We start from the raw sequence: 16955 nt of genomic DNA, 5'->3' as shown, positions 1-16955 counted from the left end.
CTCAATTATTTATTTCGCAAAATATTTATCTATAAATGACGTATCATAATCGGCGTTTCTAAATTTTTCGTTCTGCAGAACTTCAATATGAAATGGTATTGTTGTTTTGATCCCGTCTATCGCAAATTCTTCAAATGCCCTTAAAGCTCGGTTAATTGCGTGTTCTCTGTCTCCGCCCCAAATTATAAGTTTTGCCAAAAGCGAATCATAATTAGGTGGAACTGTATATTGATTGTAAACATGAGAATCAACTCTAACGCCAAAACCGCCCGGGAAATGTAGATAATTTATTTTTCCGGGTGAAGGTCTGAATCCGTTTTCCGGGTCTTCGGCATTTATTCTAAATTCAAAACAATGTCCGTTTGGTTTCTTTGGAATTTCGATAATTTTATTGCCGGCAGCGACTAAAATCTGTTGTTTGATTAAGTCAATGTTATTTACCATTTCAGTAACTGGATGTTCAACTTGAATTCTTGTATTCATCTCTATGAAATAAAAATTTTGATTTTTATCGACAAGAAATTCAATCGTTCCCGCGCCTTCGTAATTTACGGATTTAGCTCCTAGAATAGCCGCTTCAGCCATTTTTCTTCTTGTTTCTTCCGTAATTATTGGACTCGGAGTTTCCTCAATTAATTTTTGATGTCTTCTTTGAATTGTACAGTCTCTTTCACCATATTGATAAACGTTTCCAAGCTGATCACCCATAACTTGAATTTCTACATGGTGGGGATTTTCAATAAATTTTTCTAAATAAAGTTCACCGTTATTAAATGCTGCCAAAGCTTCGTTGCTTGCTGTCTGGTAAGCTTTAGTAATCTCTTCTTCTTTCCAAACAATTCTCATTCCTTTACCGCCGCCTCCGGCAGATGCTTTTAACATCAAAGGATATCCAATTTCTTTAGCAATAAGTTTGGCTTCTTCAATATCTTTAACCGCGCCGTCGCTGCCCGGTACAACAGGAACGCCGCAATTTTTCATTGTTGTTTTCGCGTAGGCTTTATCGCCCATTCTATCTATCATATCAGGTGATGGACCGATAAACTTAATATTTGATTCAGCACAAATTTCGGAAAATTCGGAATTTTCGGCTAAGAATCCGTAACCTGGATGAATTGCGTCGGCACCGGTAACTTGAGCTGCTGAAATTATACTCGGGATTTTTAAGTAACTATCTTTGGAAGCCGCTGGACCAATACAAACCGCTTCATCGGCAAATACCACATGGAGCGAATCTTTATCAGCTTCTGAATAAACCGCAACTGTTGGTATGCCTAAATCCTTACATGTTCTAATAATTCTTAAAGCTATTTCACCACGATTAGCTATCAGTATTTTTTTGAACAAAAAAACTCCTATTAACTTTTTTCAATTTTGAATAAAGGTTGATTATATTCAACCGGCGTGCCGTCTTCGACAAGTATCTGAACAATTTTGCCGTCAATATCGCATTCAATCTCATTCATAAGTTTCATTGCTTCAACAATACAAAGCACAGATCCCGGATTTACAATTTCACCGACTTGAACATAAGGATCGGCGTCCGGAGCAGGAGCTCTGTAAAATGTTCCTACTATTGGTGATTTTATAACATGAAAGTTATCTTCTTTTCCTTTTGAAGTTTCCGAAACCTGTGATGAAGAACTTGATTCAGTAACAGACGAGGAAACCATTTGATTTTGAATCGGAATATTTTGGGTTGTATAAATTGGAGTATTAACGGATCCGTTTTTAGAAATTTTTATTTTTAAATTACCTTCTTGAACTGTTAATTCGGTAATTACACTTGACTCAAAAACTTTAATAAGTTTTTTTATTTCATTGATATCCATTTTTCCCCTTAAATTTTTATTCTTTCCATGTATTCGCCGGTTCTGGTATCAACTCTTAAAACATCGTCCTGATCAATAAAAAGCGGAACGTTGATAGTTACCCCGGTTTCTAATTTAGCCGGTTTCATCGCATTTGTTGCGGTATTTCCTCTAAAACCTGGCTCTGTTTCTATAACTTTAAGCTGAACAAACAATGGAATTTCTACGGTTACAATCTGTTCTTTATCGTCCATTAATAGGTCAATTTCTTCACCTTCTTTAAGAAATTTATCGCCGCCGTCAAACAAATTTTCGGAAACATTTATTTGTTCATACGTGTCGTTATCCATAATAACCAAATCATTCGATTCTCTGAATAAGTATTGGTATTTTCTTCTTTCTACTCTTACAATTTCTATACTTTCACCGGATCTGAAAGTATTGTCAAGAACTTTCCCGCTGCGGATATTCTTTAATGTTGTTCTAACAAAAGCGCCGCCTTTACCGGGTTTTACGTGTTGAAATTCTGTGATAGTATATAAATCATTCTTAAATTTAATGATTAATCCGTTTCTGAAGTCTGATGTATCTGCCATAAACCTAACAAAATTGTTAAAAAATATTATTTAAAATTTATATGTAAATCTATCCAACTCTCTTGCAGCATTTGTATTTTTATATTCGTCTTTAATCAAATCAAAAGCTTCTTTTGCTTTATCTTCGGAATTCGACTTTAAATAATTTTTACCTGCATTTAGCAAATAAGACGCGGCTTGTGTTTCAACCTTAACGATTGAAGAAGCCTTTTTATATTCTTCCGCTGCTTCAGAGTAATTTCCAAGCATTTCATCGCAAGCGGCTTTTCCCGCAATTGAACTTGCTTTAAATAAATCGCTTTTACCCGAATAATCTGAATAATATTCTTTGGCTTTTTGATAATTGCCAAGTGAGTAGTAACTGTTGGCTAAATACATTTTTGCAACTTCACCTTGTTCTGTACTGCCGAAATTATCAACTATTGAAGCCAATCCCACAACGTTTGTACCCGGCTCTCCGTCAATCGCCTTTTGATATTGTCCGCTGTCATAAAATGGAATTACTGCAGCCAATTGTGTAGTAGCTTGAAGATTATCATCATCAACTTTGCTGTTATACCAAAATACAGCTAAAATTACAGCCGCAATTACACCCAATCCAATTAAAAGGTTCTGCTGATTGTCTTTAAAAAATCCCTGAGTTTTAAAAAAGCTTGTAACAAGCTTATCTTCTTGAATCACTTTTTTAGTAATTTTTTTCTTTTTTCCTATCATCTCTTTATTCGTTTTTTTTGAATTAATATCAATTTTGAACGGGAAAAATAATAAATATTAGTTTTCAATCCTAATATGATTAGAAAAAATCCAAGCATGTCCTTCAAGATAAATTTCAACTCTATACTGTCCTGTTTTCTGAACAATAAAATCGGCTTCTGCATCTTCAACAGTGCTTAATGATTTTCCATTATGTATCAGAACAATTTTTGCGGATTTATTGGGCAGCGAAACTTTAAGATTTACTTTCTTGTTTAGTTTTATTGTTTCGCCCATCTGATAATGTTCATTTCCCATTTTAGCATAAAATTTGAAACCTTTTGAATCACCATAATAATCATTCGCAAAAAAACATCGTCCTTCTTCCAAACTTTCATAAATTATCTTTTTAGTAGTTTCAACGGAAACATTTTTTCCCCTTAGTTTTTTTTCGGTTAAAATATGCGTCCTAATTGATTTAAATAAAACTTTATATGGAAAAACTTCAACCTCAACAAATCCTAAAACATTTACTTTATGCGCGTGTGCGTCAATTCCGCCAATTCCCACAACTTTTCTTTTTTTATTAAGTTCATCCCATTTTTGCAGAGTTTTTTTTGTAGGTCCAACAATCGATTTCAACGGATGAATAAAATGATTATATTTATTTTGCTCCGTTAGACCTTCCATCCATTCGGACATATGATTCCAAATTTCTATTCCCGTAAATTCGCCTGCATCCCAATCCGTCCAAGGATAAGGCGGATGTTCTTTCATAGAATTACGTTCTTCAAACGGGTGGGCAATAAATCCAATGCCTCCCGCGTTTTTTACTTTTTTTACGTATTCTTTTGCCGATTGTCTAGTTGAATATGTTTCGGAAATATTCATTGCCAAATAATGGTTTTTATTAAATCTGTCATTTAATTCGCAGCCCACTAATAATAAAGTTTGACCATACCATTTTTCATAGCCTTCATTCAAAGCTCTTAAAGTGTTATGATCAGTTAGAATTATAAAATCCAACCCAACTTCATCTGCAAATTGGGCTATTTTGGCAGGATCTCCGGAGCCGTCGGAAAATTTGGAATGCATATGAATTGCGCCGACATATTCATACATTTTATTGATTCTTTGGTTTATGAAAGAATTTTAATTTTCAACTTCAAATAAAGTTGAATATTGTGTTGATTTTTCTTTGATCAAATCTGATAATTTAGTCATTAAAATATCTACTCTTTCATTTTCTGATTCATCAGAATCTTCCCAAGCTTGTTGAGATTTATAAACATAAATTTCTTGAAAGCTATTTTCTTTAGATTTTTGTTCAAAAACCGAATAACTTTCTAAACCATCAGATTTTATAATACTTTTTAATTCTCGAACAATTCCTAAGTAATCGTTTCTTTTTTCCGGTAAAATATCATAACTTATAGAAAATATAACTTTCGCCATGTAACTCCCTATTTTTGAAAATTGTAAGTTCCAATATAATTAATTTTTGCAGGTCCTGTTAAATTTATTTTTTCAAAATTCTCATTTTTTTTGACAAAATCCACCGTCAAAATATCATTATCTTTTGTTTTTATTGAAATCGGAGAATTTATTCCATAAATCAAATTCATTATTATTGCCGATGCGACGGTACCCGTTCCGCACGCAAAAGTTTCTTCTTCAACACCTCTTTCGTATGTTCGTATTTTATAATTATTATTTTCAATGTGAATAAAATTTACATTTGCGCCGCCGGGATTAAAATAATCATTAAATCGGATACATTTCCCTAAATATTGAATATCAAAATTATCAAAATTTTCTTCACATAAATTATTTATATCATTCCAAAAAATAACTGCATGCGGAGATCCGTTTTCTACAAAGTGAAATTTGATTTCATTTTCACCCAAAACTAATTTTTGATTTGTTTTAAGTTGATTAATTTTATTAAAATGAAATTTGATATTATCGAAATCAGTTTTTTCACCCTTATAAACCGAATTGTTGCATAAAAATTCGGTTTGATTTGCATTCAAATTTAGAAAATCAATTGCAAATTTAATTGAACATCTAGCGCCGTTACCGCATAATGAACCGAGCGAACCGTCGCAATTATAATATTCCAACTCAAAATCAAAATATTTATTTTCTTTTATAAACAGCAAGCCGTCGGCACCAATTCCTTTTCTTCTATTGCACAATTCTCTAACTAAATTTACGTTGGGGTAAAATTCCGGATTTTCTGATTGGCTGATTAAAATAAAGTCGTTTCCGGCGCCGTTCATTTTTATAAAGTTTACTTTGTTCATAAATGATAAGTTAACATTTTTTTTGATTGGTAGAAACAAAAAATCCCGCAGATGAAACTAAGCGGGATTTAAGAGTTAAGCTAAAAAATATTTTTACGAACGAACTAAAACGCCTTTTCTATTTATAACATGGTTTTTGCTAAAACTACTTGTTGCCGTTCCGTTATCTAGTTTGTATTTTGCAACCATTACTTGAAGCTGTTCGGCTAGAGAGTTAAGATTATTTGTTGCATTGGCTACTTGCTGTATTCCGCTTGATGATTCTTGAGCGACCGAGTTAATTTGTTCGATGTTCCTGCTTATTTGCTGAACAGTAGTTGACTGCTCTTCGCTTGTTGTAGCAACTTGAGATGAAAGTTCCAATACTCTGTCAGATGATTCCACAATATTTTTCATTGATTCGCCTGCACTTGTAACTTCTTCCATTCCCTTTGAAACTTCATCCGTTCCTTTCTTAATTGCAGATACGGCGTTGTTGCTGTCCTGCTGAATTTTAGTAATCATCCCGGCAATTTCATTTGTTGCAACCGTAGTTCTTTCCGCTAATTTTTTAACTTCATCTGCTACAACGGCAAATCCTCTTCCGTGTTCACCGGCTCTTGCGGCTTCAATAGCGGCATTTAATGCCAACAAATTCGTTTGATCTGCAATTTCATTTATTACTTTAATAATTTGTCCAATTTGTGTGCTGCTTTGTCCCAATTCAAATATTATTTCCGAAGCCTGTTTAACAACAGTTTCAATTTTTTGCATTCCATTAATCGTTGAATCAATCACAACCTTGCCTTGAATTGCCAAATCTTTTGAATCTTTTGCGACTTCGTTGGTTCTTATAACATTTCTAGTAGTTTCTTCAATAGTTGCAGCCATTTCTTCCATAGCAGTTGCAACTTCGCTGGTCTGACTGCTTTGTTCTTCCGAGCCCGCAGCCATTTCTTCAGTGCTTGATGTTATTTGATTTGAAGCGCTTGCCGTTGCTTGAATTACTTCCGAAAGCTGAACTAACAATTGATTAAATGATTCTGCCAAAGTATTAATACTATTTTTAATTATCTGATGATCGCCTTTGTAATTACCTTCAACTCGCGTTGTTAAATCGCCATTCGTCATTTCCTTTAAAACTGCGGCTCCATCTTCAATGGGAAGAATTACAGCATCGAGCATATCATTTATACCCTTTACTATTTCATAATATCCGCCATTGAATTTATTTGAATCTCCTCTTTCCTTCAATTTGCCTTCCAGCGCGCTTGAAGTTAAATAATCAATTATATTTTTTAAATTTTGAATTGTACTTCGCGTTTTTTCTAAAGCCGGGCTTATTTCATCTTCTGCGCTTAAAGAATTTACTGAGATATTGAAGTTACCATCCGAGATATTGTACATTTTATTCGATATATCCTGCAATGTTTCTGCGAAAGAATCCATTGATTTGGCTAAAATTCCAATTTCATCTTCGGTATCCAATTTTAATCTTTTATTTAGTTTGCCTTTTTGAAGTTCGTTCATCATTTCGGAAGCTTGAATTATAGGTTTACCTATACTTGATTTAACCAATCTCGAAATTACAAATGATAAAATTATAGATAAGATTATTCCGAAAACAATGACAGTAACCGCAAAGTTATATGAATCGTTGCTTTCCAGAGAATCTTTATCTGATGATTTCTCCAATATTTCTGTAATGTTATTTATATATTCTCTAGCATTTTCAAAAGAAGTTGTACCTTCACGGAATGAAAGTTCAATTGCTTCAATTCTTCCTTCAGGTGTATCGCTTGATCTTGCCTTTACTATTCTTTGAGAAATTTCAATCCATTTAGTTTTTGCATGTTCAAATTTTTCAATTATTTCACTGCCGATATCTACATGAGAAATTTCTTTAAATTGCTGCCATCGTTCGCCCAGCTGCTGTATATTTTCATCATTCTCTTTTAGCAATTTAGTAAAAGATTCGGAACCGACATTGGAAAAAATCATCGTCCGCTGGGCAACTAGTGCCTGCTGCATGTCTCTATCAATTTGCAGTATTAGATCCAAACTGTGAAGATCTTTTTCAGTAATTTTTAAAACTTTACCATGTATATTTGACATGTTGTAAATGCCCACGCCGCCAACAAACAGTATAAGTAAAATGAAAATTGCAAAAACAACTGAAATTTTTTTATTCACTTTTAAGTTTTTAAAAATTCGTATCATTTTTTTTCCAATCTATTATGTATTAAAGGCTATTAACGTCAATTCCAAAAGTTACTGCGCCAATTGTTTTACCGCCTTCAACAACAGGAACAGAAACTTGAATTAAATAAGTTTGAGTGCTTTCATCAAATGCCACTTTACCATAAAAAGTTGTTCCGTTTCCATTGTTGTAGCATTTAATAAATTTATCTTCATCGCCTTGCCAATAGTCGCTTGTCTTATTTGTCATTCCAACATTTGCTCCTTTATTATCCATTACGAAAGCTTCAATAACAAATTTATTTTCCTTTCTTAACGATTTTAAATATTCAGAACACTGGTTATTTAATATTTCATTCATAAAATCATCCAAACCCGAAGTTTCTGTCCATTTTTTATCTAGGCTTTTTATTTTTTCCAAAGAAATGTTTTTGGCATTCTGAGCTTTTACGGCGCTTATTATTTTGTCTGATGAAACCCAGCCGATAATTTTGGTTTTAGTTAGTTTAATTACAGATTCTGGTGTATTTTGAGCATTAAGTGAGAGTTTAAATGACAAAATAACGCAAATTATTAGAAAAGTAATTCTGATTTTCATATTTCCCCCGTAATATAAAATTAGAATAATTATTTTATTCTACTTTTATATTGATTATCGAAGTAATTTGAAAATGATTTAATCTAAAAACTTTATAAATTAGAAATTTATTAATACTAATAAAGATTTTGAAAATATCTTAGTTAGAATAAGTGAGCTAATTAGAAATATTTTTAAAAAGATAATTTTTAATAAATAATATCGGATAGAATTTTATTAGTCCTTGCGGCAGAAATTCCGGTACTGGAACAAATTCCCTTTCTTAAAATTTCTTCAACTATTGTTGTAATTAAATTTTGTTGAACATGCTGTGGGTATAGAATTTCAAATAATTCTATTTTTCCGTTTTTGTGCATTTCAATTGGTTTTGGCTCAAAAAATGAAAATACTATTTTCCCTTCTGTTCCTATTATTTCTGTTCTATCAAATCTTTCACAATTTGGCATTGTAAAACACCAAGTTCCGCTGCCAATTATATTTCCTTCAAAAATAAATGATGCTGATACAATATCTTCCACATCATATAAATTTTGCTGATTTGCCGCAATACCTTTTGCTATTTGAATTGGACCAAATAAGTAATCTAAAAAATCAAATTGATGAGATGCTAAATCATAAAAATATCCTCCGCCAGCAATTTCCTTTTTAACTCTCCAACTTAAATTACTTTTATCATAATCGGATTCATTCGGCGGAAATAATAATTGTGTATTTACCAATTTAACATTGCCAATTTCATTTTCATCAACTAGACTTTTTACTTTTTTAAAATACTCAAGTTCTCTTCTATAATAAGCGACAAATAACTTAACATTATTTTTTTCAGCGGCTACAATCATTTTCTGACATTCAGCATACGTAGCAGCCATAGGTTTTTCAACATAAATATGTTTTTTTGCTTGTGCGGCTTTAATCGCAAATTCCGCATGTGACGATGGCGGAGTTGCAATATATACCGCATCAATTTCCGGATTGTTGATAATATCATCCGCATTAGTCGTATAAGTTGGAACAGAGTGCCGTTTAGCATAACTTTTTACTTTATCTAAATTTCTTCTCATTACCATAACAATTTCAGAATTTTCAACTTTATTAAATGCTGGTCCGCTTTTCACTTCAGTAACATCACCAACGCCAATTATTCCCCATCTAACTTTATTCATTGTTCACCTTTTAATACTAAAACTTTAATAAGAATCTAATTTTTATAATATGAATTATAATATTATTTCTTCAATGATTATTGATTGTAACTAATCAACAATTGTTAAGTCCATCACCTAAAATCAAAAAATAATTAATATGATCAAATAAAACACAAACAAAGGTATTTTCGGCAAATATTACCTTACAGACAATACAATAGAAAGAGGAAAATACTTTTTACAATTTACTGTTTTAAATACGTTCAACAATTTATAATTATTTAAATTCGTTTTTGATTAATTATATCAATACTGATTTTGATATATTTCCAAAATCATTTCAGTGGCTAATTTAGCTTCTTCGCCGGATATTAAAGGCTCTCTATTATTATTTATCGCTTCAATAAAATCTTTGATTACCAATTCATGATTCGTTGTATCGTCAACTGAAGCAGTTGCAGAGCCGGTATGGGTATTTATATTTTTATGTTGTGAAGGATTTTCTACTCCATCAATTTCCCAATGAGATATAGTATCATTCTCAAGTATTAAAAACCCTTTTTCGGTATATATTTCCATCTTTGCAGGAAAACCAGGTTTAGTTGCTGTAGAACAAGTAATTGTTGAAATCATGCCATTATCATGCGAACAAATTACTGCGCCATGGTCTTCAACTTCAATATCATGAATAAAGGTATTTAGTTTACTCACCAATTTTGTTGGTTTTCCAAAGAACCAAATAAATAAATCAATATAATGCGAAGCTTGCTGCATAAATGGGCCACCGCCATCAAATTTGTATGTCCCTCTGTATTCAGAAGAATTATAATAAGCGTCATCTCTATAATTTTTAACTGAAAGATCAACCGAGAATATTTTACCTAATTTATTTTCGTCAATTAATTTTTTTATTATTGGATTATCCGAACTGAATCTTCTTTGGTAAGAAACTCCCAACTTAACATTATTTATTCTGCAACTCTCAATCATTTTATCAATCGATTTAATTTGAATGTCAATCGGTTTTTCGCATAAAATGTGTTTACCGAGTTCTGCCGCTTCAATAGCATTTTCATGATGAAAATAATTTGGAGTGCAAATAATTACCGCGTCAAAAGATTCATCAATTTCTGTAATATTTTTATAAGATTTTAATTCCGGAAATTTGGAGGGAGATTTTTGACTTCTTGAAATTACACCAATTACTTCTGCATTTTCAATATTTTTCGCAGCGGAAACATAAGTGTTCGCAATATTTCCGCTTCCGTAAATAACAAATTTTGTTTTCCTATCCATACAACATTATCTTCCCATCCATCCGCCATCAACCGTAATTACACTTCCATTAAGATAGTTTGAAGCATCAGAACTCAAAAATACTATAGCGCCCATTAAATCTTCCGGTGTTCCCCATCTTCCTTGCGGTATTCTATCGAGAATAGCTTTATTTCTAACTGCATCCTCTCGTAATGCTTTTGTATTATCTGTTGCAATATAGCCCGGAGCAATTGCGTTTACTGTTACGCCTTTTGACGCCCATTCGTTTGCAAATGACATTGTCAATTGTTTAACCCCGCCTTTTGAAGCGGCATAACCCGGCACAGTAATTCCGCCTTGAAATGCGAGAAGTGAAGCTATGAACACAACTTTACCATAACCTCTTTCAACCATATCTTTACCGAATTCCCTCGTTAAAATAAATTGTGATGAAAGATTTACTTCAATTACTTTGTCCCAATATTCATCAGGATGTTCAGCAATTGGTTTTCTCAAAATTGTTCCGGCATTGTTAATAAGGATATCAACTTTATCAATTTCAGATTTAACTTTTTTAATAAAAGCATAAACAGAATTTCTGTCGGAAAAATCTGCCGTATAAGATTTAAATTTTCTGCCTAAACCTGTAATAATTTTCTCTGTTTCGGTAAAATCAGATTCATATGAAACACCAATAATATTTGCTCCCGCTTCTGCAAGTGCTTTTGCGTACATTTGTCCAATTCCGCGATTTGAACCGGTCACCAGAGCGGTCTTTCCTTCCAATTTGAATTTATCTAAAATCATTATACTTCTCCAAATTTTTCGTTAATAATTTGCTTTAAAAATTCTCTGAATTCATTTTTAAATTCTTTTCGTTTCAATCCGAATTCCACTGTTGTCTTAAGATAATCAAGTTTATCGCCGATGTCATATCTTTTCCCTTCAAAAGTATATGAATAAACGCTTCCTCTCGATAAAAATATTCTTAGCGCATCGGTTAACTGAATTTCGTCATTCTTTCCGGCTTTTGTTTCTTCCAATGCTTTAAAAATATCCGGTGTTAAAATGTATCTTCCGGCAACTGCAAGATTTGAAGGCGCTTCTTCAATGTTTGGTTTTTCTATCATTTCATTTAATTGATAAAGCGAATCATTTATTTTTTCTCCGCCTACTATCCCGTATCTGTGAACTTTTTCTTTCGGCACTTGCTCTACACCTATTACAATTTGCTTATATTGTTCATAAATATCTATCAATTGCTGAGTGACCGGAATAACCGAACTAACGACAGTATCGCCCAATAAAACCGCGAAAGGCTCATTTCCTACGTGGTGTTTTGCGTGATAAATTGCATCGCCCAATCCTTTCAATTCTTTTTGCCGGATATAATGTATTTTCGCCATATCGGAAATGTTTTTTATTTCATTTAATGCCTGTTCATTTTTTTCTTCCAATGCAATTTCCAATTCAAAATTTCTGTCAAAATGATCTTCAATTGCGCGTTTGCCTTTGCCCGATATTATTAAAATATCTTCTATACCAGAATCAACAGCTTCTTGAACGACATATTGAATTGTCGGGGTATCAATTATTGGCAGCATCTCTTTCGGCTGTGCTTTTGTTGCCGGTAAAAATCTTGTACCTAATCCGGCTGCGGGAATAACAGCTTTTTTAATCATTAAAATCTCCTAAGAAATAAAAGGTTTTACAACTCTTACATTTACTTTTTTTAGTTCCATTATTAGTTTATGCAACATTTCGTCATTTTTGTATGTCCCGATTATAGATCCTCCGGAACCAGCAAATTTTGCAGATGCGCCGCATTTACGCGCTATATCAATCATAATTAAATTTTCATCACTTATATTCATAATTTTTTTACGCAGGTCAAAGTTTCTATTTATTAATTCCGCAAGTTGTCCGTAATCCTTTTTTAATATCGCTTTTTTACCTGCCTCAGCACAATTTGCAATTTCATTTAACGTTTCAATTACAAGCCTATCTCCTCTTTTATATCTGCTTGCAATATCATTTAATACAACACCGGAAATCTTTCCCAACGAATCTTTATAAGCCAAATAAATCTGTGGTAAATTTTCGACAGGCAATTGTTCGTACATTCCGTAATTATTTTTTTTTACAAAATCTTCATCAAAATCCATGTAAACCAAACCTTCATAAACTTGAATTACTCTATCTTGAAGTCCGGCATTTATACTTAATTCTTTTGTTTCCGCCGCGAGAATTAAGCTTGGCAGAAATTCTTTTTTAATTTCCACATTAAAAAAACTAAATAAAGCTTTCATTGTAGCAGTAAGAATCGCACTTGAGCCGGCCATTCCAACCTGTCGTGGAATTGAAGAATTATATCTTACGGAAAAATTTTTATTTTTAATTTTGATACCGTTTTCTAAACAATAATCATAAAAAGCTTTAATTCCTGCTTTTATAAGTCTATCGGCGCCATAATATCCGTGAAGTTTAATTCTATCGACAAGATCATAAATATTCTTAAAAACATTTTTATCCTGTTCAAGAACTTCTATAACCAATTCGGGAGATTCATACAATGAAATGTGAGCACCAAAATTTTTTACAATTAGTGAAATAGTTTTTCCATAGTAGCCGTCAGATGGATTTCCCAATAATCCGGCCCTTGCATAAGCTCTTGATTCAATAATCACTTTATTCTCTATTTATATATTAATCAATTTTTGCAGGTTCTAATTTAGGCACTAACAAATGCATAACAAGTAAAGCAATTAGATAAATTACTCCCGCAATTGCAAACATAATTTCATAGCTGCCGGTATTTTGTTTCAGCCAGCCGGCACCCAAATTCATAATAAATCCTCCCATTGCACCGGCAAAACCGCCAATTCCAACGACAGATCCAACCGCTTTTCGCGGAAACATATCTGATGAAATTGTAAATATATTAGCTGAAAATCCTTGATGTGCAGCTGCGGCAATTCCTATTAATATCACGGCAATCCATTGACCTTCGACATAAGGCGAAGCCGCGACAGGCAGTATTAATAAAGCACAGACCAGCATAGCGGTTTTTCTTGCAGCATTTACAGTCCAATTCTTTTTTAATAAAAATGAGCTAAGCCAGCCTCCTCCAACAGAACCAAAATCTGCGAGAACATAAACAACTACCATAGGAATCCCAATTGTTTTAAGATCAACTCCAAATCTGTCATTCATAAACAATGGGAACCAAAACAAGTAAAACCACCAAATTGCATCGGTTAAAAATTTACCTGAAGCAAATGCCCATGTTTGTTTAAATTGTAATAATCTAGACCAAGATATTGTTACTGAAGGATCCGGAGGATCACTTTCAATATAAGCTAATTCTGATTTAGAAACTTTGGGATGTTCTGAAGGTTTTTTATAAACAGGCCACCAAAAGAAAATCCAAATTAAGCCAGCCAATCCGGTAACAATAAAAGCTGATTGCCAACCCCAATTTAACGCTAACCAAGGAACAACGAGAGGAGCAATGACAGCACCAACATTTGTTCCAGCATTAAAAATACCAGTTGCTAAAGCTCTTTCTTTTTTGGGAAACCATTCTGCTACTGTTTTAATTGCAGCGGGAAAATTGCCTGATTCGCCTATGCCCAAAGCAAAACGAGCAATGCCAAATCCAAAAGCAGATTTTACAAGAGCATGTGCCGCTGCCGCAAATGACCAAACAATTAAATATAGTGTATAACCCAATTTTGATCCTACTTTATCAATAAACCAGCCTGCAAATAAAAATCCAATTGCGTAAGCCAAAGTAAATGCAGCGCTTATCATACCATAGTCTTGATCGCTCCAACCAATATCATGTCTTAATGTCGGTGCAAGAACACCAAGTACTGCTCTGTCAACATAATTAATTGTTGTAGCAAAAAATATCAAAGCAACAATAATCCATCTGTAATTTCCTATTTTTTGTATTGGATTATTTTCTGTTAACGGCAAATCTGTTTTTGATTCAAGCATTTTTATTCCCTTATTAAATGAAAAAATTTTATTTCAAATCTTTCATATCTATCCAATCCATGTCATCAAAGACTTGATTCTCGCCGCCCATTGCCCAAATGAATGAATAATTTTGAGTTCCGCATCCGGAATGCATTGACCAGCTTGTTGATAAAACCGCCTGCTCGTTTCTTATCATTACATGTCTTGTTTCCGATGCTTCGCCAAGTAAATGAACTACCAAAGATTCAGGTCGTAATTTAAAATACATATAAACTTCAGATCTTCTTTGATGAGTATGAGCTGGCATAGTATTCCAAACGCTGCCTTCGTCAAGAATAGTCAATCCCATAACCAATTGACATGATTCAACTTTACCTGGCAGAATATATTTATGAATTGTTCTTTTATTTGAATCTTGAACACTTCCGAGATTTACAGATTGAGCGTCCGCCAATTTTATTTGTTTTGTTGGAAATGATGTATGTGCGGGATAACTTACAAAATAATATTTCGCCGGTTCATTTTCATTTTCACTTTTAAATGATATTTTCTTTGAACCTTTACCTACATATAATGCATCAATATTATTCATTTCAAAATTTTTATCATCGACTAAAATGCTTCCTTTACCGCCAATATTTATTATTCCAATTTCCCTGCGTTCGGTAAAATACTCGGCAGCCATTTCTTGTTTTGTTGCCAATAAATCAAGAGTAGTTCCAACCGGAACAGCGCTTCCGGTAATTGAACGATCGACATCCGAATAAATCATTGGAATTTTATTTATTTCGAAAAGATTGTCAATTAAGAAACTTTTTCTTAATTCATCAGTAGGCATTTTCTTAAAACCATTTTTATCTGGTGAATATCTTACTTCCATTTCTATTACTCCTTATTATCAATTTCTAAAATTCTTAAACAGTATATGTTGTAGAGGCAGTTTCACCTCCGCGTCCAGTCCAATTTGTATGGAAAAATTCGCCTCTTGGTTTATCTGTTCTTTCATAAGTATGAGCGCCGAAATAATCTCTTTGAGCCTGCAGCAAGTTTGCTGGAAGTCTTTCATTTCTAAAACCATCAAAATAATTTAACGCTGTACTCATTGCGGGAATCCAGATTCCATTGGTAACAGCGGCGGCGACTACTTTTCTCCAGCTTTGCTGAGCTTCTTCAATTTTTGATTTGAAGAACGGATCAAGCAATAAATTTGTTAATTTGGGATTATTGTCAAACGCGTCTTTAATTTTACCTAAAAATACGGAACGAATGATACAACCGCCTCTCCACATTAATGCAATTCCTCCGTTATTTAAATTCCAGCCATACTCTTCTGCCGCGGCTTTCATTAAAACATACCCTTGTGCATAAGAAACTAATTTTGATGCGTATAATGCTTTTTCCAAATCATTTATAAATTCATTTTTATCGCCATTAAATTCCGGTTTAGGTCCCTCTAAAATTTTTGAAGCCTCAACTCTGTCATTTTTTTGCGCCGATAAGCATCTGCCGAATACAGATTCTCCAATTAAAGTTAAAGGAACACCCAAATCTAACGCGGCAATTCCAGTCCATTTCCCCGTTCCTTTTTGTCCGGCGGTATCTAGAATTTTATCAACTAAGGGTAAACCATCTTCATCTTTATACGCCAAAATATCGCGGGTAATTTCAATTAAATAACTGTCTAATTCACCTTCATTCCATTTCTCAAAAACTTCGTGCATTTCAAATGCAGACATACCCAGTAATTCTTTCATAATTTGATAGGTCTCTGTGATTAATTGCATATCTCCGTATTCAATTCCGTTGTGAACCATTTTAACAAAATGACCGGCACCGTTTTCTCCAACCCAATCACAGCAAGGCGTTCCGTCTGAAACTTTGGCGGCAATTGCCTGGAAGATCGTTTTAACGTGCGGCCAAGCTTGAGGAGATCCGCCGGGCATAATTGAAGGACCTAACAATGCGCCCTCTTCACCGCCGGAAACTCCGGTGCCAATATACAATAATCCTTTACTTTCAACATACTTTGTTCTTCTTGTAGTATCTGGAAAATGAGAATTTCCTCCGTCAATAATTATATCTCCATTTTCTAAATATGGAATTACAAGATCAATAAAATCATCAACCGGTTTACCGGCTTTCACCATTATCATGACTTTTTTTGGTGTTTTTAATGAACCGACAAATTCTTCAATCGTGTTTGTTCTAATAATATTTTTATCCTTACCTCTGCCTTTTACAAAATTTTCAACTTTTTCTAAAGTCCTATTATAAACCGCAACTGTAAAACCTTTGCTTTCCATATTGAGAACTAAATTCTCGCCCATAACTGCAAGTCCTACAATTCCGATATCTGCTTTTTGTTCCATTGAATTTCCAAGTTATTA

The 16955-nt window shown here is 33.3% G+C and carries 17 protein-coding genes; all 17 read right to left on the bottom strand.

Translation table 11 applies throughout. The features are described from left to right. Positions 1-9 precede the first annotated feature (9 nt). The 17 genes from accC to gnd all read right to left on the bottom strand — a co-directional run bounded on the left by accC (position 10) and on the right by gnd (position 16937). On the bottom strand, positions 10-1347 hold the full coding sequence (gene accC / locus IPK06_16710) for an acetyl-CoA carboxylase biotin carboxylase subunit (protein ID MBK7981611.1): 1338 nt from the start codon (positions 1345-1347) through the stop codon (positions 10-12). 11 nt (positions 1348-1358) lie between these two features. After that, on the bottom strand, positions 1359-1832 hold the full coding sequence (accB, locus tag IPK06_16705) for an acetyl-CoA carboxylase biotin carboxyl carrier protein (protein ID MBK7981610.1): 474 nt from the start codon (positions 1830-1832) through the stop codon (positions 1359-1361). A gap of 8 nt (positions 1833-1840) precedes the next feature. Next, complete coding sequence (gene efp, locus IPK06_16700) at positions 1841-2407, bottom strand: elongation factor P (GenBank protein MBK7981609.1); 567 nt, start codon at positions 2405-2407, stop codon at positions 1841-1843. Positions 2408-2437: 30 nt separating this feature from the next. Continuing rightward, positions 2438-3121 carry a tetratricopeptide repeat protein gene (locus IPK06_16695; GenBank protein ID MBK7981608.1) on the bottom strand — a complete coding sequence of 228 codons (684 nt, stop codon included), beginning with the start codon at positions 3119-3121 and terminating at the stop codon, positions 2438-2440. A 57-nt stretch (positions 3122-3178) separates the two neighbouring features. Continuing rightward, positions 3179-4222 (bottom strand): CehA/McbA family metallohydrolase, encoded by a 1044-nt coding sequence (locus IPK06_16690; GenBank protein MBK7981607.1) that lies wholly within the window; start codon positions 4220-4222, stop codon positions 3179-3181. A 30-nt stretch (positions 4223-4252) separates the two neighbouring features. Continuing rightward, entirely contained in the window at positions 4253-4555 is a 303-nt protein-coding gene (locus tag IPK06_16685) for a hypothetical protein (protein MBK7981606.1), read from the bottom strand. Between the two features lie 8 nt (positions 4556-4563). Next, positions 4564-5445, bottom strand: coding sequence for a diaminopimelate epimerase (locus IPK06_16680; protein ID MBK7981605.1), 882 nt, complete (start codon positions 5443-5445; stop codon positions 4564-4566). A 54-nt stretch (positions 5446-5499) separates the two neighbouring features. Further along, positions 5500-7605, bottom strand: coding sequence for a methyl-accepting chemotaxis protein (locus IPK06_16675; protein MBK7981604.1), 2106 nt, complete (start codon positions 7603-7605; stop codon positions 5500-5502). A 22-nt stretch (positions 7606-7627) separates the two neighbouring features. Further along, positions 7628-8182 (bottom strand): PDC sensor domain-containing protein, encoded by a 555-nt coding sequence (locus IPK06_16670; GenBank protein MBK7981603.1) that lies wholly within the window; start codon positions 8180-8182, stop codon positions 7628-7630. Positions 8183-8370: 188 nt separating this feature from the next. Continuing rightward, positions 8371-9345, bottom strand: a complete 975-nt coding sequence (locus IPK06_16665) for a Gfo/Idh/MocA family oxidoreductase (protein ID MBK7981602.1) — start codon at positions 9343-9345, stop codon at positions 8371-8373. A gap of 288 nt (positions 9346-9633) precedes the next feature. After that, on the bottom strand, positions 9634-10623 hold the full coding sequence (locus tag IPK06_16660; protein ID MBK7981601.1) for a Gfo/Idh/MocA family oxidoreductase: 990 nt from the start codon (positions 10621-10623) through the stop codon (positions 9634-9636). Between the two features lie 6 nt (positions 10624-10629). After that, a complete protein-coding gene (locus IPK06_16655) occupies positions 10630-11388 on the bottom strand; it encodes an SDR family oxidoreductase (GenBank protein ID MBK7981600.1) in 759 nt (252 codons plus the stop codon). Positions 11389-11390: 2 nt separating this feature from the next. Beyond that, entirely contained in the window at positions 11391-12266 is an 876-nt protein-coding gene (gene galU, locus IPK06_16650) for a UTP--glucose-1-phosphate uridylyltransferase GalU (GenBank protein ID MBK7981599.1), read from the bottom strand. A 9-nt stretch (positions 12267-12275) separates the two neighbouring features. Continuing rightward, the gene (locus tag IPK06_16645; protein ID MBK7981598.1) at positions 12276-13271 is read right to left on the bottom strand and encodes a GHMP kinase; all 996 of its coding nucleotides are present in this window, start codon (positions 13269-13271) and stop codon (positions 12276-12278) included. A 19-nt stretch (positions 13272-13290) separates the two neighbouring features. Beyond that, on the bottom strand, positions 13291-14586 hold the full coding sequence (locus IPK06_16640) for an MFS transporter (GenBank protein MBK7981597.1): 1296 nt from the start codon (positions 14584-14586) through the stop codon (positions 13291-13293). 28 nt (positions 14587-14614) lie between these two features. Further along, complete coding sequence (kduI, locus tag IPK06_16635; protein MBK7981596.1) at positions 14615-15448, bottom strand: 5-dehydro-4-deoxy-D-glucuronate isomerase; 834 nt, start codon at positions 15446-15448, stop codon at positions 14615-14617. Positions 15449-15482: 34 nt separating this feature from the next. Further along, entirely contained in the window at positions 15483-16937 is a 1455-nt protein-coding gene (gene gnd / locus IPK06_16630) for a decarboxylating NADP(+)-dependent phosphogluconate dehydrogenase (protein MBK7981595.1), read from the bottom strand. Positions 16938-16955 lie beyond the last annotated feature (18 nt).

It is taken from the genome of Ignavibacteriota bacterium (genome assembly GCA_016713565.1).
GTDB lineage: Bacteria > Bacteroidota > Ignavibacteria > Ignavibacteriales > Melioribacteraceae.
Note: the sequence above shows the minus strand (reverse complement) of the source record. Positions and strands in the feature narration are given on the sequence as shown.